Annotated in this window: 18 protein-coding genes; 9 read left to right on the forward strand and 9 right to left on the reverse strand. The window is 68.2% G+C overall.

What is annotated here, in order from left to right; all coding sequences use genetic code 11:
- Window positions 1-100 precede the first annotated feature (100 nt).
- Window positions 101-706, forward strand: coding sequence for a Spy/CpxP family protein refolding chaperone (locus tag ASG27_RS01760; protein WP_056410707.1), 606 nt, complete (start codon window positions 101-103; stop codon window positions 704-706).
- Between the two features lie 1,265 nt (window positions 707-1,971).
- Here ASG27_RS01760 and ASG27_RS01765 read toward each other — a convergent pair.
- Window positions 1,972-6,861 carry an EAL domain-containing protein gene (locus ASG27_RS01765; protein ID WP_056410710.1) on the reverse strand — a complete coding sequence of 1,630 codons (4,890 nt, stop codon included), beginning with the start codon at window positions 6,859-6,861 and terminating at the stop codon, window positions 1,972-1,974.
- Between the two features lie 277 nt (window positions 6,862-7,138).
- Here ASG27_RS01765 and ASG27_RS01770 point away from each other — a divergent pair, with 277 nt between their 5' ends.
- Both ASG27_RS01770 and ASG27_RS01775 read left to right on the forward strand, forming a co-directional pair.
- The gene (locus ASG27_RS01770; RefSeq protein WP_056410713.1) at window positions 7,139-7,627 is read left to right on the forward strand and encodes a MerR family DNA-binding transcriptional regulator; all 489 of its coding nucleotides are present in this window, start codon (window positions 7,139-7,141) and stop codon (window positions 7,625-7,627) included.
- 95 nt (window positions 7,628-7,722) lie between these two features.
- On the forward strand, window positions 7,723-8,112 hold the full coding sequence (locus ASG27_RS01775) for a PaaI family thioesterase (protein WP_200912377.1): 390 nt from the start codon (window positions 7,723-7,725) through the stop codon (window positions 8,110-8,112).
- 40 nt (window positions 8,113-8,152) lie between these two features.
- On the opposite strand, the gene ASG27_RS01780 is transcribed toward ASG27_RS01775, so the two are convergent.
- The 3 genes from ASG27_RS01780 to leuA all read right to left on the reverse strand — a co-directional run bounded on the left by ASG27_RS01780 (window position 8,153) and on the right by leuA (window position 11,795).
- Window positions 8,153-9,253 carry a 3-deoxy-7-phosphoheptulonate synthase gene (locus ASG27_RS01780; protein ID WP_056171595.1) on the reverse strand — a complete coding sequence of 367 codons (1,101 nt, stop codon included), beginning with the start codon at window positions 9,251-9,253 and terminating at the stop codon, window positions 8,153-8,155.
- Between the two features lie 190 nt (window positions 9,254-9,443).
- Window positions 9,444-9,968: a C40 family peptidase gene (locus tag ASG27_RS01785; protein WP_056171593.1), complete on the reverse strand. Its 525-nt coding sequence runs from the start codon at window positions 9,966-9,968 to the stop codon at window positions 9,444-9,446.
- Between the two features lie 138 nt (window positions 9,969-10,106).
- The gene (leuA, locus tag ASG27_RS01790) at window positions 10,107-11,795 is read right to left on the reverse strand and encodes a 2-isopropylmalate synthase (RefSeq protein WP_056410716.1); all 1,689 of its coding nucleotides are present in this window, start codon (window positions 11,793-11,795) and stop codon (window positions 10,107-10,109) included.
- A 446-nt stretch (window positions 11,796-12,241) separates the two neighbouring features.
- On the opposite strand from leuA, the gene ASG27_RS01795 reads away from it, so the two are divergent.
- Entirely contained in the window at window positions 12,242-12,607 is a 366-nt protein-coding gene (locus ASG27_RS01795; protein ID WP_056410719.1) for a YciI family protein, read from the forward strand.
- 36 nt (window positions 12,608-12,643) lie between these two features.
- On the opposite strand, the gene ASG27_RS01800 is transcribed toward ASG27_RS01795, so the two are convergent.
- The 4 genes from ASG27_RS01800 to ASG27_RS01810 all read right to left on the reverse strand — a co-directional run bounded on the left by ASG27_RS01800 (window position 12,644) and on the right by ASG27_RS01810 (window position 18,947).
- Window positions 12,644-13,204 (reverse strand): hypothetical protein, encoded by a 561-nt coding sequence (locus tag ASG27_RS01800; RefSeq protein WP_156370403.1) that lies wholly within the window; start codon window positions 13,202-13,204, stop codon window positions 12,644-12,646.
- Window positions 13,205-13,281: 77 nt separating this feature from the next.
- Window positions 13,282-14,082 carry a hypothetical protein gene (locus tag ASG27_RS25680; RefSeq protein WP_235503866.1) on the reverse strand — a complete coding sequence of 267 codons (801 nt, stop codon included), beginning with the start codon at window positions 14,080-14,082 and terminating at the stop codon, window positions 13,282-13,284.
- Between the two features lie 96 nt (window positions 14,083-14,178).
- A complete protein-coding gene (locus ASG27_RS26435; protein WP_156370404.1) occupies window positions 14,179-14,730 on the reverse strand; it encodes a hypothetical protein in 552 nt (183 codons plus the stop codon).
- 242 nt (window positions 14,731-14,972) lie between these two features.
- Window positions 14,973-18,947, reverse strand: coding sequence for a WG repeat-containing protein (locus ASG27_RS01810; RefSeq protein WP_056410730.1), 3,975 nt, complete (start codon window positions 18,945-18,947; stop codon window positions 14,973-14,975).
- 242 nt (window positions 18,948-19,189) lie between these two features.
- Here ASG27_RS01810 and ASG27_RS01815 point away from each other — a divergent pair, with 242 nt between their 5' ends.
- The 5 genes from ASG27_RS01815 to ASG27_RS01835 all read left to right on the forward strand — a co-directional run bounded on the left by ASG27_RS01815 (window position 19,190) and on the right by ASG27_RS01835 (window position 22,661).
- Window positions 19,190-19,603: a YciI family protein gene (locus ASG27_RS01815; protein ID WP_056410733.1), complete on the forward strand. Its 414-nt coding sequence runs from the start codon at window positions 19,190-19,192 to the stop codon at window positions 19,601-19,603.
- 29 nt (window positions 19,604-19,632) lie between these two features.
- Window positions 19,633-20,172, forward strand: a complete 540-nt coding sequence (locus ASG27_RS01820) for an SRPBCC family protein (RefSeq protein ID WP_056410736.1) — start codon at window positions 19,633-19,635, stop codon at window positions 20,170-20,172.
- 65 nt (window positions 20,173-20,237) lie between these two features.
- On the forward strand, window positions 20,238-20,645 hold the full coding sequence (locus ASG27_RS01825; protein WP_056171573.1) for a VOC family protein: 408 nt from the start codon (window positions 20,238-20,240) through the stop codon (window positions 20,643-20,645).
- A gap of 19 nt (window positions 20,646-20,664) precedes the next feature.
- A complete protein-coding gene (locus ASG27_RS01830; RefSeq protein ID WP_056410739.1) occupies window positions 20,665-21,969 on the forward strand; it encodes an RNA polymerase sigma factor in 1,305 nt (434 codons plus the stop codon).
- A 167-nt stretch (window positions 21,970-22,136) separates the two neighbouring features.
- Window positions 22,137-22,661, forward strand: coding sequence for a GFA family protein (locus ASG27_RS01835; protein ID WP_056410742.1), 525 nt, complete (start codon window positions 22,137-22,139; stop codon window positions 22,659-22,661).
- A gap of 176 nt (window positions 22,662-22,837) precedes the next feature.
- On the opposite strand, the gene ASG27_RS01840 is transcribed toward ASG27_RS01835, so the two are convergent.
- A complete protein-coding gene (locus ASG27_RS01840; RefSeq protein ID WP_056410745.1) occupies window positions 22,838-23,341 on the reverse strand; it encodes a reverse transcriptase-like protein in 504 nt (167 codons plus the stop codon).
- Between the last annotated feature and the right edge of the window lie 37 nt (window positions 23,342-23,378).

Genomic DNA, 23,378 nt, shown 5'->3' on the forward strand with positions numbered 1-23,378 from the left:
TGGGCACGGCGGCGATACATGGCAGGCGGACACTGACCCTCAACCGCTGAGCCAACCTGGCACAGCGGGCTGCCACCTCCACCGTGAAAGGACTCACACCATGGCTTTCCAACTCCCACGCCGCTTTGTCGCCACCGCTGTTCTGGCTGCCCTGGCCCTGCCCGCTCTGGCACAACCGGCACCTGCCAGCCCCGCAGCCGCCCCGGCGGCCGCCAGCGCCACCGCCCCCGAGGGCCGCCACGCCCGCCAGGCCGGCGAGCCACGCCGGGACCACCACGAACGCCACCAGGCCCGTCAGGCCCACCAGGCAAAACGCATGGCGGCCTTGAAGGACCAGCTCAAGCTGACGCCCGCACAGGAATCCGGCTGGACCACCTTCACCACGGCCCTGCAACCGGGCGAGCGCACCGCGCGCCTGGACCGCAAGGACATGGACAAGCTGACCACGCCCGAGCGCATCGACCGCATGCGAGCCCTGCGCGCCCAGCACGCCGCCGAGGCCGACCGCCGTGGCGAGGCCACCAAGGCCTTCTACGCCACGCTGACGCCCGAGCAGCAAAAGACGTTTGACGCCCAGGCGCACCGCCACCACCGCGGCGGCCCCCACGGCGAAGGCCGCCCCGGCAAGGGCGGCGAGCGCCACCACCACGGCGACGCGGGCAGGCCCGCACCCGCACCGGCCGGTGCGGCCATGCCTGCCAAGTAAACCAGCGGCAGCCGCAAGGCACGCCACCACCCACGGCCCGGGGTCCTGCAAAGGACCCCGGGCTTTTTCCTTGGGAGCACGGCCCGCTGTTTTGGGTCGGCGCAAAGCAGCGCGGTGCGGCACACAGGCTGGCCGCACCAGTGCGCCTGTGGATAAGTCTGGGGAGACTTCTCGAACAACCGGGCAGTTATCCACACAAAGATGCCGGCGGCCGAAGTTGTTGTCTGCCGGCCCCGAAGTTCAACCCCGGCGTCCCACAGTGTTTGCAGCGACGCAAGTGCGCGCCAGCATTGGCAAATCCGGCCTTGTCCACAGAAACAGGGCGGCTCTACTACTACTGCTATTTATATATAGATCTATCAATGAATAACAGAACACCCCGAATCCGGGACACCGGGACCGACTGCTGACGCCTTAACGACCGTCTTTGCGCGCCCGGTAAAGCGGCCGATGCCATGGCCCGAGCGGCAAATCTGGCGCACATCGCTTCCCTGAGGGTGGGGGCGTCCAGAGGGCGTCCATCAGCGGGTGCCTGCCCATGCACAGCCGGAACTCGCGAGACGGCCCGTCACGCGCCCGCCCAGCCACACCGCAGCGGTGGCGAGGGCCTCACCGACAACGACTTCGAGCGCCTGCCGCAGGACTTCCTGGCGGCACAGATCCCGGTCAGCGGCACCGGTGCGTCGAATTTGCTATGTTTTCAGTAGCTGCTGGCGCTTGTCCATAGGGCGCCAGGACCACTTTTCCAGCAGATTCCCGGGCACAGCGACCCCGGTGGGTAAAACTGGGGACAGTTTTGGCACAAGTACCCGGTTGTCCACAGGCCGCAGCGATTCCTGGCTTTTGTCCCCGCCGGCGTGACAGCGGAAACAGGGGCTGGCCCACAGGGTTGGGCTGCGCGCAAGTGCTTGCCGCGTCTGGGAAAAACACGGTTGTCCACACCGCAAGCCGTCCTCTACTACTACGACTATGTATTTATAAAAAAGATAAAGAAGAAGACAGGGACAACTTCCCGGGGCCCGGCACCGCACGGGTGAGATCGCCTTGCGCCAGGCATGCCGCTGTCGTGGAGGGGGCTGATGCTGGGAAGAGGCGCAGCCAATGGCCTGAGAGGGGCCTGGAGGCCTGCCGGACGGTGGGCACACCCCCTCCTCCTGCCGGCGCGTTGCCAGCCAGCCCTGGAGGCTCTGGGCGCGCCGTGGTGTGCCGGGCTGGCGGCCCGGAGACGGCAACGCGCACGGGACTGACTGCCCGTGGCCTGTGGATCAAGCCTCGGCGGGCTTGTGGAGGAAGGTCGCCAGCACGTCGGCCGAGAGCGGCCGGCTGAACAAATAGCCCTGGTAGTGCATGCACCCGGCATGGGCGAGCAGCTCGCGCTGCTCGGGCGTTTCCACGCCTTCGGCGATCACCTGCAGGCCCAGGCTGCGCGACAGGCCGATGATGGTGTCCACGATGGCCGCATCGTTGGGGTCGGTGAGCAGGTCGCGCACGAAGCTCTGGTCGATCTTGAGCTGGTCGAGCGGCATGCGCTTCAAGTAGCTCAGGCTCGAATAGCCGGTGCCGAAGTCGTCCAGCGAGAACCCCACGCCGTAGCTGCGCAGCGCGGCCATGGTGGCGATGGTGGTTTCCATGTCTTCCACCAGCAGGCTTTCGGTGAGCTCGAGCTTGAGCAGGTGGGCCGGTGCACCGGTGATGGCCAGCACCCGCGCCACGTCGTCCACGAAGCTCGCATGGCGGAACTGGCGCGAGCTTACGTTCACCGCCATGGTCAGGTGCGCCAGGGCCGGGTCGTCCTGCCAGCTCGACAGCAGCTTGCACGCGGTGTGCAGCACCCAGCGGCCCAGCGGCAGGATGAGCCCGGTTTCCTCGGCCAGCGGGATGAACTGCGCGGGCGAGACCATGCCGCGCTGCGGGTGGGCCCAGCGCACCAGCGCCTCCACCCCCACGCACAGGCCGGTCTGGTGCATCTGCGGCTGAAAGTGCAGCAGGAATTCCTCTTGCGCCAGGGCCGCGCGCAGGTCGGTCTCCAGGCCCGCGCGGGCCGTCACGACCGCCTGCATGTCGGGGTCGAAGAAGCGTAGCGTGTTGCGCCCTGCGGTCTTGGCCTGGTACATGGCCAGATCCGCCTGCTTGAGCAGCTCGCCCACGCTCGTTTGCTCGCCGGTGAAGGGCGCCACCCCGATGCTGGGCGTGCTGCGGTACTGGTAGCCGGCCAGCGCGTAGGGCACGGCCAGCATGGTCAAAATCTTCTCGCCCACGCCGCGCGCGTGCAGCGCCAGTTCGTGCGGCTTGGCGCTCAGCTCTTCCAGCATCACCACGAACTCGTCGCCACCCAGCCGCGCCACGGTGTCCACGCTGCGCACGCAGGTGTTCAGGCGCTGCGCCACCTGCTGCAGCAGCAGGTCGCCCTGGTCATGGCCCAGCGTGTCGTTCAGCGTCTTGAAGTTGTCGAGGTCGATGAACAGCAACGCCCCGCCGTGGTGGCGGCGCTGCGCGTTGGCCAGCGCGTGGCCGATGCGGTCCATCAGCAGCATGCGGTTGGGCAGGCCGGTGAGCGCGTCGTAGAACGCCAGGCGCTGGATCTCGCGCTCGCTGGCCTTGCGCTGGCGGATGTCGGTGTTGATGGCCAGGATGGAATGCGGCTGTCCGTCGTCGCCGCGCACCAGCGTCCAGCGCCCCTCCACCTCGATGGTGCTGCCGTCGCGGTGGTACTGCACGATCTCGCCCGTCCACTCGCCCTGCTCCAGCACCGCCTGCGTGGCGTGCCGAAAGTGCGTGGGGTCGTCGTAGAGCAGCGTCTCGATGGACTGGCCCAGCGCCTGCAGCTGCGACCAGCCGTACAGCCGCTCGGCGCTCTTGTTCCAGAAGATGATGCGGTGCGTGAGGTCGCGCACCAGGATGGCGTCCTGCGCTTTGTCCAGCAGCGACGCCTGGTGGCGGATGCGGATGTCGGCCAGCTGGCGGTCGATCTCGGCCGAGGCGCGCGCGGCAAAGATCTGCAGCGTGGAGGTGATGAAGTCCGTTTCCGCGATGGGCTGGCGGAACAGCACGAAGACGAAGCCCACCACCTCGCCGTCGCCGTTGCACAGCTGCTGGCCCGCATAGCCCTGCGCGCCCACCAGGCGCAGCATGGGTGCGGACGGAAACGCCTGCTGGACCTTCTCGGCCACCACGAACTCGCGCTGGTTCAGCAGCATCTGGCTGGGCGTGCCCTCCAGCATGTATTCGTCGTTGGACAGCATGTGGCCGTCCAGCACGGCCGCGAGCGTGGTCACCCGGTCGGGCTGGCCCTCGCTGCCGGGCAGCAGCCGCACCACGCAGCCGCCCTGCGCACCGAGCGCATCGGCCATGTTGCGCACCAGCTGCACGAAGAACTCGGTGCCCGTGCTGGCCGACACGGCCGCTGCCACCTTGAGCACCGAGGCCTGCAGGCGCTGCTGCGCCTTGTGCGCGCGCAGGCTGGTGATGCCGAAGGCCACGTCGTTGGACAGCTCCTGCAGCAGCGCGGCCTCCTGCGCGCTGATCTGCAGGATGTCGGGCGCGTACAGGTACAGCAGGCCGAAGGTGCGGTCCTGGTCGTGGTCGCGCTGCTGCAGCGGCAGGCAGATCACGCCGTGGAACCCGTGCTCCAGCATGCGCTCGGTCCAGTCGGCGAAGTCGCCTTCGGCGCGGATGTCCTGCACGATCACCGGCTTGCCCGAGCGCACGGCCGTGCCCGCCGGGCCGCGGCCGTACGGGTCGTCGGCCGACCACGACAGGTGCAGGTTCTCCAGGTAGTTCTGGTTGTAGCCGGCGTGGGCCACGGGCTCGATGGACTTGCGGTCATCGTCCCGCGCAAAGCCCACCCAGCCCATGCGGTAGCCGCCGATGTCCACCGCGATCTGGCAGATGGCCTGCAGCAGCGCGGTCTCGGACGTGGCGCGCACCAGGGTCTCGTTGCAGGCGCTGAGCAGGCGCTGCGCACGGCCCATGCGCGCGAGTTCGCGCTCGGTGCGCAGGCGCTCGGTCACGTCGGTGGCCAGCACCTGGCGCGCGGGGCGGCCATTGAAGCTGATGCTGCCGGCCGTGATCTCCACGTCCATCATCGAGCCGTCCTTCTTGAGGTGGCGGCTCACCACGGGCCGGTTGCGCTGGTCCATCGGGATCGCGTCGATGCTGGCCTTGATGGCCGCGCGGCGCTCGGCGGGCCACAGGTCGGTCATCTGCATGGCCAGCAGCTCGGCCTCGGTGTAGCCGTAGTGCGTCACCATCGACTGGTTCACCGCCTGCAGGCGCAGCGTCTCCTTGTCGTACACCCACATCGGGTGCGGGTGCTCGTCGAACAGCATGCGGTACTGCTGCTCGGACGCGCGCAGCTGCGCCGCCACGTGCCGCAGCTGCACCATGGAGCCGAGCGACTCGGTCAGGATCTCCAGGTGGGCCACGTCGCGCCGCGAGAACGCCTGGGGCTGGTCGGACGTGACCTTGAGCGAGCCGACCACGCCGCTGGCCGTGCGCAGCGGCACCGCCATCACCGAGCGCACGCCGTGGCGGTGCGGCATCGAGCTCATGTCCCAGCCCGCGGCCTCGGTGTCGTTGCACACCACCGTGCGGCCTTCGCGCAGCGAGGGCCACAGCAGGCTCTGGTCCACGGGCAGCAGGTGGCCCACCGGGCGCACGTGGTCGCCCGCCGCGGCCTGCGCCACCAGCTCCTGCTCGCGCAGCAGCTCCACCAGCGCGCCGCGCGCCCGCGTCTGGCGCAGCACCGTGTCGGCCACGAGCTGCAGCGCCTCGTGCAGGGGCAATGCCATCGACGAGATGCGCTGCTGCACCTGCAGCAGCTCGGCATGGTTCTGCGCATCGCGCTGCGCATCGATCTCGGCGAGCTTTTGCCGGCTGATGTCGGCCATGCCGCCCACCATGCGCACCGCCTTGCCGCTGGCGTCGCGGATCACGAAGCCGCGGTCCAGCACCCAGGCGTAGCTGCCGTCGTGGCGGCGAAAGCGGTATTCGCTCGACCAGTGCGTGCCCTTGCCGTCGATCACCGCGTGGATGCCGGTGACCACCGCATCGCTGTCCTCGGGGTGCAGGCGCGACGTCCAGGAGCTGCTGTCGGCCTGCAGCTGGTCGGGCGGCACGCCGAACAGGGTCTGCATGCCCTCGTTCCACCAGATGTGGTCGGTGAACAGGTTCCAGTCCCACACCGCATCGGCCGTGGCGCGCGAGACCAGGTGAAAGCGCTCCTCGCTCTCGCGCTGTGCCTGGTGGGCGCGGCGCTGGGTGGTGATGTCCTGGAAGGCGCCCTGGATGCGCAGGATCTGCCCGTCGGCACCGCGCACCGCCTGCCCTGCGGTGCGCACCCAGAAGTGCCGCTCGCCCGGCATCAGCGCCTCGGCCTCGATGTCGAACGGCGTGCCGTGCTGCAGGCAGTCGTCCAGCACCCGCTGCATCACGCCGCGGTAGGGCGGCGTGTACAGCTGCAGCACCTGCGCCAGGCCGCTTTGCCGCTGCGCAAGCCCGTAGGTGGCCGCGATCTCCTGCGACCAGGTCCACTGCTGGCCGGGCAGCTCCACCGTCCAGCCGCCGATGCGCGCGATGCGCCCGGCCGCGCGCAGCGCCTCGCCCTGGGCCACCATCTCGGCGTGCATCTGGTCGCGCTCGCGCACCAGGTGGGCCAGCAGCCGCTTCTGGCGGCGCAGCTCCAGCTGCACCATGGCCTGGCCCGCCAGCATCTTGAGGGCGTCGATCTGTGCGTCCTGCAGCGTGCGCGGCACGGTGTCGACCACGGCCAGGGTGCCCAGGGCAAAGCCCTCGGGCGTGACCAGCGGCACGCAGGCATAAAAGCGCACATGCGGATCGCCCACCACCAGCGGGTTGCTGGCCAGCACGGGGTGCAGGGCGGCGTCGGGCACCACCATCGGGTCGCGGCGGCCGTCCAGCGCATGCGCGCAGAACGCGATGGCGCGCTCGGTCTGCTGAAACGCCAGGCCCACCGACGCCTTGAACCACTGGCGCTCGCCGTCGAGAAAGTTGACCACCGCGATGGGGCAGCCGCACACCTGCGCGGCCAGGGCCGCCAACTGGTCGAAGCCTTCCTCGGCAGGGGTGTCGAGGATCGCGTAGGACTGCAGTGCCAAAAGCCGCGCTGCCTCTTCGGGTGCGTGGGCTGATGACATGGTCAGGCAGCTATCGTGCAGCGACCCAGCGGCGCGCACCCCGTCCCGGCGCCTGGAGCGGCCTGGGTGGCATTGCCGTGGAGCTCAAGCATCGTCAAGGGTCTTCGCAGTGGGGATGAAAACCGTCGCCGCAGGCCGCAGTGCCCAGGCCAGGACGGTAAAAGGTGAATGCTACACCGCGACGCGCTCTGCCCGCGGCGCTGGGCATGGGGGTTTGCCCCAAAAGCAGTCGCACAGGCAACCTTCGTGCAGCGCCAGGCTTGCTAGGCTTTGCGCCATGCAGATCTCTGAACTGGCCCAGCGCACCTCGGTCTCGGTCCATGCCCTGCGCCACTACGAGCGGCTGGGGCTGCTCACCCCGCGCCGGCGGGCCAACGGCTACCGCGACTATCCCGTGGCCCTGCAGCGCGAGGTCGTGTTCATCGCCATGTCGCGCCAGCTGGGCTTCACCCTGCCGCAGATCGCGCCGCGCCTGGCCGCCTACCGCGCCGGCACGCTGTGCACCGACGCCATGGTGCAAGACCTGCGCGAGCGCGCCCTGGCGCTGGACCAGCAGATCGCCGGGCTGCAGGCCCAAAAGCAGCGCGTGCTGGAGCACGCAGCGTGGTTTCGGGCAAAGCAGGCCACGGCGCGGCGTGCCCAGGCTGCGGCACCCAAAGCCAAGGCCCCGTGGCCCCGCGTGCGGCCCGCCCCTGCGCCGGCCGCACCTGCACCGCCGCCACCACCGGCTTCACGATCCCCCCGCCCCACCAGGAAAACACCATGACCCCCTCTGCACCTGCCACTGGTCCCGCCACGGCGTCCATTTCATCAGTCCCATCCTCCACTTCATTGACCCAGCTGCAATCGCTGGTGCTGGCCATGCCCATGGCGCGCACGCTGGGCCTGCGCTTCGTGCGCGTCGAGCCGGGCGCGGTGGAGGTGGAAATCCCGGTGAGCGACGCGTTCTGCTTTCGCCCCGGCCAGCTGCAGGCCACGGCCGTGTTTGCGGTGGCCGACTTCGCTGCGGTGGGGGCGGCCGGCAGCGTGCTGCCGCCGGGCTGGGTCAATGCCACGGTGGATGCCACCGTGAAGCTCGTGGCCCCGGCGCGGGGCGTGTGCCTCAGGGCGCGCGGGCGCGTGATCGACGCGGCGCGGCTGCTCACGGTGTGCGCGTCGGACGTGTTCGCGGTGGATGCGGATGGCCAGGAAACCCTGTGCGCCACGCTGCTGGCCACGGCGCGCAACATCGACACCACGGCAGCGCGGTAGTTGCTGCTGTCGGCCCACCGCAGAGCGCAGAGCCGGAAGGTCAGCCGCGTGCGCGCCGCGCCCGCACCGCCGCCGCCAGGCCTTCGAGCACCGGAATGGTCTGCGCCATGCTGATGCAGGCATCGGTCACCGACACGCCGGGCGCGAGCGGCTGGCCGGGCACGATGTCCTGGCGGCCTTCCTGCAGATGGCTTTCGATCATGAGGCCGGTGATGCGCTGGTCGCCCGCGGCGATCTGCTGGGCCACTTCGCCCGCCACGGTGATCTGGCGCTGGTGCTGCTTGCTGCTGTTGGCGTGGCTCACGTCGATCATCACCTGCTCGCGCAGGCCCGCCGCCTGAAGCATGGTGCAGGCGGCATCCACATCGGCCTTCTGGTAGTTGGGCTGCTTGCCGCCGCGCAGGATCACGTGGCAGTCCTGGTTGCCGCGCGTCTCGAAGATCGCGGCCTGGCCCATCTTGGTCATGCCCATGAAGGCGTGCGATGCCTGAGCGGCCTGGATGGCGTCGCTCGCCACCTTCACGCCGCCGTCGGTGCCGTTCTTGAAGCCCACGGGGCACGACAGGCCGCTGGCCAGCTGGCGGTGGCTCTGGCTCTCGGTCGTGCGCGCGCCGATGGCGCCCCAGCTCACCAGGTCGCTGATGAACTGCGGCGACAGCAGGTCCAGGAACTCCGTGCCCACTGGCAGGCCCAGCGCCAGCACATCCAGCAGCAGCTGGCGTGCCAGCTCCAGCCCTTCGTTGATGGCAAAGCTGCCATCCAGGTGCGGGTCGTTGATGTAGCCCTTCCAGCCCACGGTGGTGCGCGGCTTCTCGAAGTACACGCGCATCACGATGAGCAGGTCCTGCTGCAGCGCATCGGCCTGCACCTTCAGCTGGCGCCCGTACTCCATCGCCTGGCCATGGTCGTGGATGGAGCAGGGCCCCACCACCACCACGAGCCGGTCGTCCTGCCCATGCAGCACGCGCGAGATGGCGGTGCGGCTGGTCTCCACCAGCGTCTGGGCGGCATCGGGCGCGGGCAGCCATTCCTGCAGCAAAGCCGGCGTGATGAGCGGCCGCACGGCCTTGATGCGCGTGTCATCGACGCGCGTCGTATCGTGGGTGGAAATCGGGGTGGCGGAGCGGTGTGCGTGGGTCATGGTGGCCCCGATTGTCGCGCGGCGCTGGACAGCCGCTGCTGGCAGATTCGGGCGAACACCTTTCTACCCATGGGCGACATTGGTAAAGACTGGCGCGCCCCAGGCGAGAGACGCCAAGCAAGGGCCGCCCCGCAGCAAGGGCGTCGTCCCCCTCAGGGGGAAGGCGCCGAAGGCGACTCAGGGGGAGCCGCTACGGTCTGCGGAACGCCGCATTCTGCCGCGACCAATGCCGCGACTGCAGCTGGTCGAGCCGCACCGTGCCGCCGGTGGACGGCGCGTGCACGAAGCGCCCTTCGCCCACATAGATGCCCGCATGGTTGGGCTGGCGGCCGGTGCCGAACACCACCAGGTCCCCGGCGCGCAGCTCGCTGCCGTCGATGGGGTAGCCCCAGCTGTTGAGCTGCGCCACCGTGCGGGGCGGCGGGGTGCCCACCTGGTTGCGGTACACATAGCCGATCAGCCCGCTGCAGTCGAAGCCAGAGTCCGGCGTGTTGCCGCCGTAGCGGTACGGCGTGCCCACCAGGCCCAGCGCGTGGATGGCGATGTCGTGCGCCTGCTCCGCGGTCAGGGGCGGCGTGGTGCGCACCGGCGCCGACGACGATGATGACGAAGGGAACGAAGAAGACGAGGGGGGCCGCGAGGTACCGCAGCCCGCCAGGGCCAGCAGGGCGGCGGTGCAGGCGGCCAGGGCCAGTCTGTGAGAAACAACGCGCATGGCCCGAAGGGTAACGGATGGACCCCGGTGCCTGCCCGGACTCCGCCCGCGGCCTGGGGCTATTGGTCCGGATGGCCACCAGCGATGGAAGGACCAGCGCTGGCAGCTATCCTTTTTGCAACGGCCGCAACCACAAGGTTACGCCGCTGTCACCGTCCCCGTGGCGGCCACGCCCTGGCGCCGCTCGGCCAGCCGGTTGGCCACGCTCACGATGGCCAGCACCGACGCCGTCACGATGTTGTGGCTCATGCCCGCGCCAAAGGTGGAGCCTGCCACGCCTTCCATCGCAGCCTCCACGATGGCCAGCGCCTGGGCGTTGGCGCCCGTGCCGGTGGCGCGCTCTTCGTAGTGGTCCACGCGCAGCGGCAGGCCGAGCGCATCCACCGTGGCCGCGATCGGCCCGTTGCCCTGGCCGCGCAAATGCTGGCGCGTGCCGTCGATGGTCACGTCGAGCTCGATGCCCTGCCCGTCTTCATCGAGCCGGTGGCTGTGGCAGATGATGGCCGCCCGGGCCGGGGCGCGCAGGTAGGTGGCCTGGAACAGGTCCCACAGTGCCTCGCCGCTCATCTCGCCCTCGCTCGCATCCGTCTGGCGCTGCACCACGGCGCTGAACTCCACCTGCATGCGGCGCGGCATCACCACGCCGTGTTCGCGCTCCAGCAAGAAGGCGATGCCGCCCTTGCCCGACTGGCTGTTCACGCGGATCACGCTGTCATACGTGCGGCCGAGGTCCGCGGGGTCGATGGGCAAGTACGGCACCTCCCACAGTGCGTTCGGGTCCTGCGCGGCAAAGCCCTTCTTGATCGCATCCTGGTGCGAGCCCGAGAACGCGGTGAACACCAGGTCGCCCGCGTAGGGGTGGCGTGGGTGCACGGGCAGCGAGGTGCATTCCTCGGCAATGCGCGCCACCGAGGTGATGTCCGAAAAATCGAGGTTCGGGTGCACGCCCTGCGTGTACATGTTGAGCGCCAGCGTCACGATGTCCACGTTGCCGCAGCGCTCGCCGTTGCCAAAGAGGCAGCCTTCCACGCGGTCGGCACCGGCCATCATCGCCAGCTCCGCCGCGGCCACGCCGGTGCCGCGGTCGTTGTGCGGGTGCACCGAGAGCGTGATGTGCTCGCGGGGAGCGAGGCGCCGGTCCATCCATTCGATCTGGTCGGCGAACACGTTGGGCGTGGCGTTCTCCACCGTGGTGGGCAGGTTGATGATGATGGGGCGGCCGGGGCCCGCGTTCCAGGCCGCAATGGCCGTCTGGCAGGCCTTGAGCGACACGTCGAGCTCGGTGGCGCTGAAGGTCTCGGGCGAGTACTGCAGCGTCCACTGCGTGGCGGGCTGCGCGTCGGTGAGCTGCTTGAGGTAGCCCACGTGGTGTGCGATCAGCTGCATCACCTGCGTCACGTTCATGCCGAACACGATGCGCCGCCAGGCAGGCGCCGTGGCGTTGTACAGGTGCACGATGGCGCGGGGCGCGCCCTGCACGGCCTCCACCGTGCGCGCGATCAGGTCCTCGCGCGACTGGGTCATGACCATGATGGTCACGTCATCGGGAATCAGGTCCTCGTCGATGAGGCGGCGTACGAAGTCGAAGTCCGTCTGCGACGCGGCCGGAAAGCCGACTTCGATCTCCTTGAAGCCGATGCGCACCAGCTCATGGAAGAGCTTCATCTTGCGCTCGCCGTTCATCGGCTCGAACAGCGCCTGGTTGCCGTCGCGCAGGTCGGTGGAGAGCCACACAGGCGCGCGGGTGATGCTGCGGGTGGGCCACTGGCGGTCGGTCAATGCGACCGGGGCGATGGGCTGGTACTTGGTGGCGGGCTTGGCAATCATGAGAGGCTCCACGAACGGTGTGTGCGGTGCGCTGAAGACAAAAACGCGCGGTGCACGGGTCAGACGAAATGAATGGAAAAAACAAAACGTGTGACATCCCCTGCAGCCCTTTGCAAAGTGCAAAGGCTGGTTCGCGGGCCGGGGTCAGGGGGAGATCAGGTGTTGCGCTGAGCGGGTCAGGCAACGGTGGCGAACGCAGGCAGACCCCGGCCAAGCACTAGTAGGCTTAGCGATAGGGTGGATAGGATCATGCTGCGTTGCATAGGGGGCCAAAGATAGCACAGGCTTGCTGCGGTGCGCAAGAATATGAATGAAAAAGGCTGCTACCGCGCTCTGGATGAGCGCAAGCAGCTACTGAAACAATAGCAAACTGCCGCTGTTAGCATGGCGCACTCCCGCCAGCACAGTCTGCTGCACGCCCCGTCGTCATCTTCTGGAGACCATTCATGCCCTACATGCTGCTCATCATGGAACCCCACGGCCAACGCGCCGAGCGGGGGCTGGCCGGCGGGCAGCAGGCCTATGCGCGCATGCTGGAGTTTGGCGACAGCCTCAAGGCCCGCGGCCTGCTGCGCGCCACCGAGTCGCTGGCCTCCACCGACCAGGCCGTGCGCCTGCAGGTGCGCGAAGGCCAGTCGCGCCTGGTGGACGGGCCGTTTGCCGAAACGAAGGAAATGGTGGGCGGCTTCTTCCTGATCGACTGCGCCACCCGCGACGAGGCCGTGGCCATCGCGCAGGCGTGCCCGGCCGCGGAGTGGGCGACCATAGAGGTGCGCGAGGTAGCGCCTTGTTATCACGGTGCTGAGGGCTGAGGGCTCGGGATCGAAGCTCTGTGCAAGGCACACGGGTCAGTGCGTGCCCGTGCCTTTTCTCAACGGTGCGACAACGACCGTACGTCCCGCTTTCTGACAGGTGCTGAGGGTACGGTGGACCCAGGCCCGGTCCACCAAAAAGGTGCTGCCCGCGATTTGCGCTTCGGACTCCACGACGTCGGTGGCCAGATGGACCGACTTCGCAAGCGCTTCTGCTCGCCCTAGAGACGCTGCCGCTTCTCCCCTCACCGCGCGGCCCCCACTGTCCAGTATTTCCCCACCGTTATGCCAGATCATCAAGATGCCGCCTGTATCGCCGTACACGCTGGCACGGGGCGCCTGCTTGAGAAAACAAAAGCGATTGATTTGCCGCGCATACCGGCTGTTGTGGACTTCATCCTTGGTGCTCAGATAGGCCCGCAGCACGGCTGGGGAACTGATTTCCGCAAGTGATGGGCGAGAAACGGCGGCCTCGGGAATGGCCGTAGCAGCTTGCTCGGTGGAGGCGGCAACGGTTGCTGCGTTGGCAAAGCTGCATGCGGCAAGACAAGTTGCGGCCCAGCAGGTTCTGGCGTGAACGGTGTTCATGAAATTCATGCGACGCGGTTAAGGAGCGCAGGAGCTAAGAACTTTCGACGCGAAGACCTCTTTCCCACCCCTTGCCAAAGCTTCGCTCAGTCCTTCTTTTTCAGACGTGAGTGGGTATAGAACTGGTTTCCTGCCAATACGGCATAGGGAATGAAGGCTGGCCCGGGAGAAACAGCATTTTCTGTCTTCCAGGCAAAGAGACCGTTTGGTGAGGGATCTTGAGGCAAAGGTTCACTCGCGACATCAATTGCGTTCTGCAAAAACTCTACATAAGCTGCCTGCTTGGGATGCGTGCCGTTGTTTGCAATAGCCAGCAACGCATTTATGTTTCTTGTGATGCCTGCGTCCAAATTTGGGTAATTGTTGAAACCGTGAAATTGGACAGAGCCACGATCATGGGCCCTAATGATGTCGCCTACAGCTTTAGCGCCCCTTGCCATAAATTCCTCCGGCTTGTCACTGCACAGCCGATTGATAATAACGCGGCGCATCCATTGCATGCCCTTTTTTATATCTGCGACCATGCCGCTACTGTCGACACGTCCAAACGAGCGGCTTTCTGCCAATAGAAGTCGCACCAGCATCCCCACTTCGGTGTCCATGGCGGGCAAAGTCATGGCCGTTTCGATCTTGACGATGATGGCCGAGGGAGAGACCGATAGTGACGAACCTTTGGCGGCCACGATGTTGACTCGCGCCAAACCTGCCTGTTTTGCTAAAAACTCGAACTGCCAGCTATCGGAACGTGCGTTGTGCTTGGCGTCTTTTACCGTCAAGATATTCGGCTGATCTACGTGGGCCTGCAGAACGTTGCTCTTGTGGATGCCCTCGAGTTTAAGTTTGAGCGTATTGCCTTCCACCAGCGTGAGCACGCTCGGTGCGACCATGTTGCTGGGTAATTTGACTAGAGCACTCGGCATGTGGCGCTTACTAAGTTGAATAGGAGTCGGAATTGGCTTGGCAAAGCCGGCTAGGCACAAAGATCAGTGCTTACCCTTTTTCAAGGGGGGTACAACCACAGTACGTCCAGCTTTTTTGCAGTTACTGAGGGTGCGATTTACCCACGCTCGGTCCACCAGGTATGTGCTGCCGGCAATTTGCTCTTCGGACTCGACGACATCGGTGGCCAGATTGACGGACTTGGCAAGCGCTTCGGATTCCCCCAGCCACGCTGCCTCGTCTCCGGTAGCAACACGGCCCAAACTGTTCAATATTTCCCCCCCGTTGTGCCAGATCATCAACATGCTGCCTCTGTCACCTTGCAAGCCAGCACGGGGCGCAAACTTTAGAAAGCAAAAGCGGTTGGTTTGCTGCGCATACCGGCTGTTTCGGACTTCATCTTTGGTGCGCAAATAGGCCCTCAGTACCGCAGGAGAACTGATTTCTGCAAGTGACGGGCGTGATATAGCTGCCTCAGGAATTGGTGGGGGAGGTTTTTCGTCCGGGGCAGCATTTGCGGCATTGACAGAACTGCACACAGCGAGACAAATCGCGGATAAGCAGTTTCTGGCGTAAATGATGTTCGTGAAATTCATGCGGTGTATCCAAGAAACGAGGGAGTTTGGGTGCCTGCGAATCAAATAATTATCTGATCCTTTATGCAGACGAATATTGCGTTTGCAATCTCTTACTCGAAGGCGACGACGCGGTCCAGGCACCGATAATTTCGGCACACATGGTCTGCGTGTCCCCTTCAATGCCTTGCAGATAGGCGGACATGGCAACGTCTGCAGCGACCCTGTGTGCAGAGGTTGCAGTTGCCTGCTCTGTGCTGCTGCTACCCCTCAATCCCTTTCCCACGTGCCGCCAACGCCAGCCCCACCCGGCGGTACAGCCGACGCCAACCGAACACATACACCACGACCACGATGGCCGTCACTGCCAGCGCCGCGCTGGCGGGCGTGGCAAAGAGGAAGCGCCAGGCCCAGTACGCGTCGGCAAAGCCCATGAGCGCAAAGGTGAGCAGCCCGATCCAAGGCCCTTCGGCGCGCCAGGCGGCCACCGACACGAAAGCGTGGCCCACGAGTGCGGCCAGGCCCATCAGCAGGTTGGTCACCAGCGCCAGCACCGCGCGCTGCTCGAACCAGCCGGCCAGGCCGCGCAGCGTGGGCGGTTCGCTGGATCGGGCGGTCACGGCGGCCTGCACCATGAACGCGGCCACCATGCCCTTGTGTTGCAGGCGGCGTGCCGCGGTGTCCTGGCCCTTGAGGGCGGACTCGACGAGGCGGCGGCTCAGCCAGTGGCCGGCTCCGCTGGATCGGGGGCTCTCGCCGTCATCCTCCTCCCTGTCGCGCGGCAGGCGTGTGGCGGCTTCCTGGGCGTCGCTGCGCAGGGGTTCGGGCACATGCTCCAGGGCGCGGTGGCTGTCGCGCAGCGCATGCGCGCAGACCGCCACGGTGCGCAGCGCGGGCGGCACCTCGGCCAGGCGCCAGCCGCTGTCCTGCACATGCGCAATGCAGGCGTCCTCGCCCAGCATGTCGGCAGGAATCTGGTCGAACGCTTTCACGCCCTGCCGCAGGGCTGCCGCGTACCGCGCGGGCGTCATCAGGCGCTTGGGCACGAAGCGCACCGTGTCTTCGTCGGCCGCCAGGGCGGCATCGACCATGGCGTGGGTGATGCGTTCGCGCGGCACGTCGGCCAGCGTGCGCGGGTGCGAGGCCAGCTGTGCGATCAGCGTGGCGTCATCGGCCGCGTGGGCCTGGGCTTGGGCCAGGGACTGCAGCCAGCGTGTGTCCTCATCGCTGTCCCACTGCGCGCTGTAGGGCGACTGCAGCGACAGCACGGTCGAGGCTTCCAGCGCCGCCTCCTGCGTGCGGCCCAGGGAGCGCAAGGCGCTGGCCAGGATGTAGTGCGCATGCTCTGCGTGGCGCACGCGGCCTTGGCCCAGTCGGGCGTCGGCCACCGCGCCTTCGTGGTCGCCGGCCCACAGCCGCGCCCAGGCGCGCTGCACGTGCCAGTGGCTGCCTTCGCGCGGCTCGCCATCCTGGCGCGCCTGCGCGAGGTCGTCGTCGATCAGCCGCGTGGTCACCGCCTCGCGCAGCGCATCGGGCACTGCGGGGAACATGTCCCAGCGGTCCTGCAGCGCGGCCACGCACACCTCGGTGGTGCGCAGCGGCGCAGGGATCTTGTCCAGCGACAGGCCGTTGGCGCGCGCCGACGCCAGGCACAGCGCGGGCGTGAGCATGTCGGCGGGAATGTGCTCGATCAGGCAGCCGTAGTCGTGCCGCACGGCGCGCTCGGCCAGTGCGGGCGTTATTTTGTGCGGGTCGATGTAGCTGATGTTGTAGATGTCGGCCTGCAGCGCGGCCTGCTCCACTGCATCGGTGCGCAGCCAGTGCGCCAGGTCCTTGAGCGGCGCATGGGCGCGCACGGCCTTGAGCGCCAGCTCGGGCGTGAGCAGGCAGCCCCACACGTCGCACAGGCTGTTGTGGTCCCAGGCGGTGGGGATGCGGCTGTTGCGTTCGTCGCGCCAGTCCCACTCGGGCTGGCCGGCATACAGGCTGCGCGCCAGCGCCAGCGCTTCGGCGGTCATGCATTCGGGCGGGATGTCGGCCGCCTCGCGCAGGCCGCGGCGCACCAGGGCTGCGAGCCGCGCGGGCGTCTGCCAGGCGGGGGGCACGGACTCCAGCGCCGCGACGTTCGCGGTCAGCGCGGCGTCCACCAGGGCGTCGTCCAGCCATTCAACCGGCACGTGGGCGATGGCGTAGCGGTCGTCCTGCACGGCGCGCAGCCAGTCGCCGCGGGTCTGGGGCACCGGCGTGTCGGGCTCGTCATCGGGCAGCTGGCTCTGCGGTAGCGCCGGGCCATCGCTGTCCGGGCCTTCCCGTGGGTCGCTGTGAGCGGGCAGCGCGGCCGGCGTGGCGGGGGCTGCCGTGCGGGTGCGCTGCGCCAGCTGCAGCGCATCGATGCTGGGCGCGGCCATGAGCCACAGCTCCCACCACACGTCGCCGTCGCCGGAATCCGAGTGCTTGTACAGCGTGAGCCATTGTTCGCGCGCTTCGTGCAGCGCGCCGCTGTCGCCCGGCAGCGGCTTGGCCAGCGCCACGGGCCAGGCCTGGGTGTACTCGCCCCGGCGGTGCCACGGGGCGGCGTGCTCCGGGTTGGGGTCGGCGGCGCCCAGGCGCTCGGTCAGCTGCTGCACCATGGCCACGCGGGCTTCGTCGACCGCGCGGTTGAGGTCGGTGCACAGGAATTCGTACGGCCCGTTGTGCGACTCGCTCAGGTAGGCGCGCATCACGCGGCGCACGACCACCGTGCGGTCGGCCTGTACCTGGCCGGGCTCCTGGTCTTCGTCGGAATCGCCGTCGTCGCCATCGCCGTCCTCACCGTCCACGGGCCCGTCCGGCGCGAGTGCATCGCCCGCGGCCAGGCGGTGCAGCCGCGCCTCCGCGTCGGCCAGCAGGTCCAGTGCCAGGGGCACGATGCCGTCCAGCGTTTCCAGGTTTTCGAGGTGGTCGGTCAGCGGCGCGTTGAAGAACGGGCCCGGGGGCCAGCAGTTCTCGCGCACGCCGCTGCGCCACAGCGGTGTGCCGGCTGCATCGAGCAGCGCCACCTGCTGCCCGTCGTAGTGGGCGCGCCAGGTGATGGCCCCTTCGCCGTCGATGAAGGCCAGCTGCCCGTCGCGCGTGAGAAAAGGTACCAGCGGCGTGTCCGGCGGGTGCGCCACCATCCAGCCGTCGCCATCGGTCAGCGGCTCCAGCAGGTGCTCGGGCGCGGGCACGAAGCGGCCCTCGGGGTGCAGCAGGCCCCAGTGCGCCGGGGCGGTGGCACCGCTGCGGGCGGCGGCGGTGCGTGCCACGGCATAGCAGCTCTCGGTCGAAAAATCCGTGCCGTAGCTCAGCGGCGGGGTGGGCAGCGGCATGCCGTCCGCCATGAGGAAGCTCGTGCCGTCGTAGCTGTTGGCGGCCACGCCGCAGGCCATGCGCGGCGAGAGGTGGCGCCCGCCCTTGACCACGACCTTGCCGCGTTCATTGAGGTAGCCGTGGCCGTTGTCCCAGGCGTTGGGTTCGTCGAAGAAGGCCAGGCCCTCGGCGTTGAAGGCGTCGATGCGCGGGTATCGCGGCTGCAGCACCCAGTGGCCCTTGGCGTCGATGAGGCCGTAGAGGTCTACGTCCAGCGTGGCCGCGGTCGTGGCCGACTCGCCGAAGGGCCGCGCGTCGCGAAAGCGCGGCTCGATCACCCAGCGGCCCGTGCCGTCCACGAAGCCGTGGGTGCGCTCGTTGCGGGACTTCTTCCACAGCGTGGCGCGCGCCAAGCCGTTGGCACCGAAAGCGCCCAGCTCATGAAAGACCTCGTCGCAGGTGGTGCGGCCGGTGCGGTTGATGATGCGCCAGGCATCCTGCCCTACCTGCACCGCGCTCAGGCCGTGGCGAAACGGCTGGGCATTGTCGAAGGCGGGCGGGATGACGACCGCGCCGGTCAGGTCGATGAAGCCCCAGCGCCCGCCATCGCAAAAGCGCGCCAGGCCGTCTTCGGAAAAGCTGCGTGCGTTGTGCAGGGTGGGCGGTACGCGCCAGCGGCCCTCGCCGTCGATGTAGCCCCACAGCCCGTGGGCGGCCCGGGCCGCGCCGATCCATCCTCCGCGGCCGTCGGCCCAGAAACGCAGCACCTCGGCCAGGCCCTCGGGCGGCACCACCGCCCGGCCCGGGTGGACGATGAGCACTGCCAGGGTCTGGTGGCTGGGTTCCAGCGGAATGCTGGCCAGCCACGGGGGTGTCGGTTCGGTGTCGTTGTTGTTGCTGTCGCTGGTCATTGTTGGTGGGGGTCCCTCGCGGGGCATCCTAACGATGCATACGGCTGCGGCCGGTAACCATTTGCACGGCTTGGCAGTTACGCCACAGCAGCCCCTTGCGCAGGGGCATGCCGAGTTTTTTTCTACGTAGAAACCCGCAATCTGCCGACAGCGTGTCGATCTGGCGCAGGTTCGTTCGTCGTGCAGATGAAGGCCGGCCATTTGCTGCGGCCCGCACCCCGAACCCTCGCCAGGAGAACCCCATGCGATTCATGATCATCGTGAAAGCCACCGCCGAGTCCGAGCGCGGCGACATGCCCACCGAACCCCTGATGGCCACCATGGCCCGCTACCACGAGGAGCTGGCGCAGGCCGGCGTGCTGCTGGACGGCTGCGGCCTCAAGCCCAGCGCGCAGGGCTGGCGCGTGCACTACGGTGCCGCCGGTGCACGGACCGTCACCGACGGCCCGTTCACCGAGACCAAGGAGCTCATCGCCGGGTACACGCTGATCCAGGTGCGCAACCGCGACGAGGCGCTGGAATGGACGCGCCGCTTCCCCAACCCCCGCGGCGAGGGCCTGGCGGCCGAGATCGAGGTGCGCCCCCTGTACGAGATGGAGGACTTCGCCGCCGTGCAGGGCGTGGAGCACTTTCGCGAACTCGAAGCCCGCGGCTGATACGCCCCGCCTGCCCCGGAGCCATCACCATGATCAAGACCATCGCCCTCGTGCTGCTCGCCGCCCTGGCGCTGCTGCTGGCCTACGCCACCACCCGCCCCGACACCTTCCGCGTGGAACGCAGCCGCGTGATCACGGCGCCGCCCGAGCGTGTCTACGCACTCATCCAGGACCTGCGCCAGTTCAACACCTGGAATCCATACGAACGCAAGGACCCCGCCATCCAGGGTGAGTACAGCGCCACCACCGCCGGCCCCGGCGCGCGCTACGCCTGGCGGGGCGACAAGGTGGGCACCGGCAGCATGGAGATCGTGGAGGCATCGGCGCCCCGCCGCGTGGGCATGAAGCTCGACTTCGTCAAGCCCTTCGAAGCCCACAACCAGGTCGAGTTCACGCTGCAGCCCGAAGGCGCGGGCGCCACCCGAGTCACCTGGGCCATGCAGGGCCCCGTGCCCTACCTCGCCAAGATCGCGCACCTGGTCTTCAACATGGACCGCATGGTGGGGCAGGACTTCGAGGACGGCCTGGACAACCTGCAGGCCGTGGCGCTGGGCCAACCCGCAGCGTGAAACCCGCCACCCCTTTGCCAAAGCTTTCGTTTCCCTTTACCTTCACACCCCTTCAGGAGCCTCTCATGCACCAACAAATCTTCGTGAACCTGCCCATCGAGAACATGGCCCGCTCGCAGGCGTTCTTTCGCGCACTGGGCTACGAGTTCAACCCCGACTTCACCAACGAACAGGGTGCCTGCCTGGTGGTGGGCGAGAACCTTTTTGTGATGCTGCTGGTTAAGGACTTCTACCAGACCTTCACCAGCAAGGCGATCGCCGATGCGCGCACCACGTCGGAAGTGCTGCTGTGCTTCTCGTGCGATAGCCGCGAAGAGGTCGACGCCCTGGTGGCCAAGGCTGTGGCGGCCGGCGGCACCTCGCCCCGCCCGGGGCAGGACCTGGGCTTCATGTACTCGCGCAGTTTTGACGACCTCGATGGCCACAGCTGGGAGTTCGTGCACATGGTGGATGCCAGCAAGGCGCTGGGCTGAGCGTTCACCGAGGCCACCGATGCACGACCCCCGCAGTCCCGATGCCGATGCCAGCGCCGATGCCCTGCACCGCACCATCGATGCCGTCTGGCGCATCGAGGCCGCCCGCATCATCGCCAGCGTGGCGCGCATGACGCGCGACGTGGGCCGGGCCGAGGAGCTGGCGCAGGATGCGCTGGTGGCCGCGCTGGAGCACTGGCCCGCCACCGGCCTGCCCGCCAACCCGGCGGCATGGCTCATGACCACGGCCAAGCGCCGCGCCATCGACCACCTGCGCCAGCAGGCCCTGCACGCGCGCGAGCACGAGGCGCTGGGCAAGGACCTGGAGGCGCTCGAAGCCCAGTACGCACCCGACGTGGTGGACACGCTGGTCGCCGCGCAGCAGGACGATATCGGCGACGACCTGCTGCGCCTCATCTTCACCGCCTGCCACCCGGTGCTGCCCACCGAGGCGCGCGTGGCGCTCACGCTGCGGCTGCTGGGGGGCCTGACCACGGCCGAGATCGCACGGGCGTTTCTGGTGCCCGAGCCCACGGTCGCGCAGCGCATCGTGCGGGCCAAGCGCAGCCTGTCGGCCGCCCACGTGCCCTTCGAGGTACCCGGCGAGGCCGAGCGCGCGCCGCGCCTGGCCTCGGTGCTGGAAGTCATCTACCTGGTCTTCAACGAAGGCTATGCCGCCACGGCGGGCGACGACTGGATGCGCCCCGCGCTGTGCGGTGAGGCCCAGCGCCTGGTGCGCGTGCTGGCCAGCCTGGTGCCGGGCGAGCCCGAGGTGCAGGGCCTGGTGGCGCTGCTGGAGATCCAGGCCTCGCGCCTGCCCGCACGCACCGATGGCGAAGGCAAACCCGTGCTGCTGATGGACCAGGACCGCGCGCGGTGGGACCAGTTGCTGGTGCGCCGGGGCCTGGCCGCCCTGGACAAGGCCGAACAGCTGGCGCGCGCAGGCCTTGCCTGGGGGCCCTACGCCCTACAGGGCGCCATCGCCGCGTGCCATGCGCGCGCCCGGCGCGCCGAGGACACCGACTGGGCCCACATCGTGGCGCTGTACGACGCGCTGGTGCAGGTGGCGCCCTCGCCCGTCGTGGCGCTGAACCGCGCCGTGGCCGTGGGCATGGCCGAAGGCCCGGCGGCGGCGCTGCGCCTGGTGGACGACATCGCGGCCGACCCTGTGCTGGCCCAGTACCACTGGCTGCCCAGCGTGCGCGGCGACCTGCTGGCCAAGCTGGGCCGCGTGGCCGAGGCGCGTGTGGAATTCGAGCGTGCAGCGGGCCTCACGCGCAACGCGCAGGAAAAGGCCCTGCTGCTGGCGCGTGCTGGCGGCTGACAGGCGTCGCGCTGAATGCACCCATCCCAACCGCGCCCGTATGCACCTCGAACCCGCCACGCAGGCGCTCAGCGGCGGTGGTGTCAGCGTGTGCGTTGACCGCGTGATTTTGTGGCGCGTTTTCGCCAGAATGGGGCCATCCCGGGCCATCCCTTCATCGCTGCGCCATGACACACCCTGACACTGCGTCGTTTCCCCTGGAAGGCGGCTGCGCCTGCCGCCATGTCCGCTACCGCATGCTCACCGCACCGCTGTTCGTGCACTGCTGCCACTGCCGCTGGTGCCAGCGCGAGAGCGGTGCGTCGTTTGCGCTGAACGCCATGATCGAGACCGAGCGCGTGGCGCTGCAGGTGGGCGCGATCGATCTGGTGGACACACCGTCGGACAGCGGCTTCGGCCAGAAGATCGCGCGCTGCCCGCACTGCCGCGTGGCGGTCTGGAGCCACTACTCCGGCGCGGGCCCGCTGGTGGCCTTTGTGCGCGTGGGCACGCTGGACGCGCCCAACCTGCTGCCGCCCGACATCCACATCTACACCCAGTCCAAGCAGCCCTGGGTGGTGCTGCCACCCGACGTGCCCGCCGTGCCTGAGTACTACGAGCGCGACGCCCACTGGCCGCCCGACAGCCTGGCACGCCGCCAGGTGCTGCTGCCGAGGATCACGGCGTACCGGGAGGCGCTGGGGCTGGATTGAGGGTGCCTGGAGTTCCGCATACAGAACGTGTCACGCGGGACTTGTCTTCACTCTCTCTCCCCTTGCGGGAGAGGGTCGGGGAGAGGGGGTGCTTGATCGGGGCAGTGCGCCGAACTCCCCCTCTCGCTCCCCCGAGGGAAGAGGGAACAAGGCACGGACTTGCAGACGGCGCGCCCTCACCGCCGCTTCTGTCGTTTCTTCTTCGTGCGGGTGTGATGCCCCGCAGACGGCTTCGGCGCCAACCCCAGCGCTCCACGTGCCAGCGCATCGGCCTGACCGTTGCGATGGCGTGGAATCCACTGCACGCTCACATCGCCGCAGGCCTGCATCATCGCGCGCACTTCATCGAACAAGCCTGCCAGCCTGGCGATGGGAGGCACCCGCGGACTCCCGGCGGGGCTGGTGGTGCCCAGTTGCTCCACCAGCACGCTGTTGTCGCTGTAGGCCACCACGGCGCGGCCGGCAGCACCACCCTGGCTTTGCAGCCAGCGCAGCGCCAGGGCCAGCGCCCGCAGCTCGGCCTCGTTGTTGCAGCCGGTGAAGGTGGTGGCCTCGGACAGCTGCTGCGCCACCGTGCCATCGGGCGCACACACCACGGCACCCAGGCCCATGCGCCCCGGGTTGGGCACCGCACTGCCGTCGCAATAGATCACCCAGGGTGCGCCGTTGTCGTCAGGCATGGAAAAAAAAGACGCGCGGCAGATCCCGGCGCGGCGC

Source organism: Acidovorax sp. Leaf191, from assembly GCF_001424425.1.
GTDB lineage: Bacteria > Pseudomonadota > Gammaproteobacteria > Burkholderiales > Burkholderiaceae_C > Acidovorax.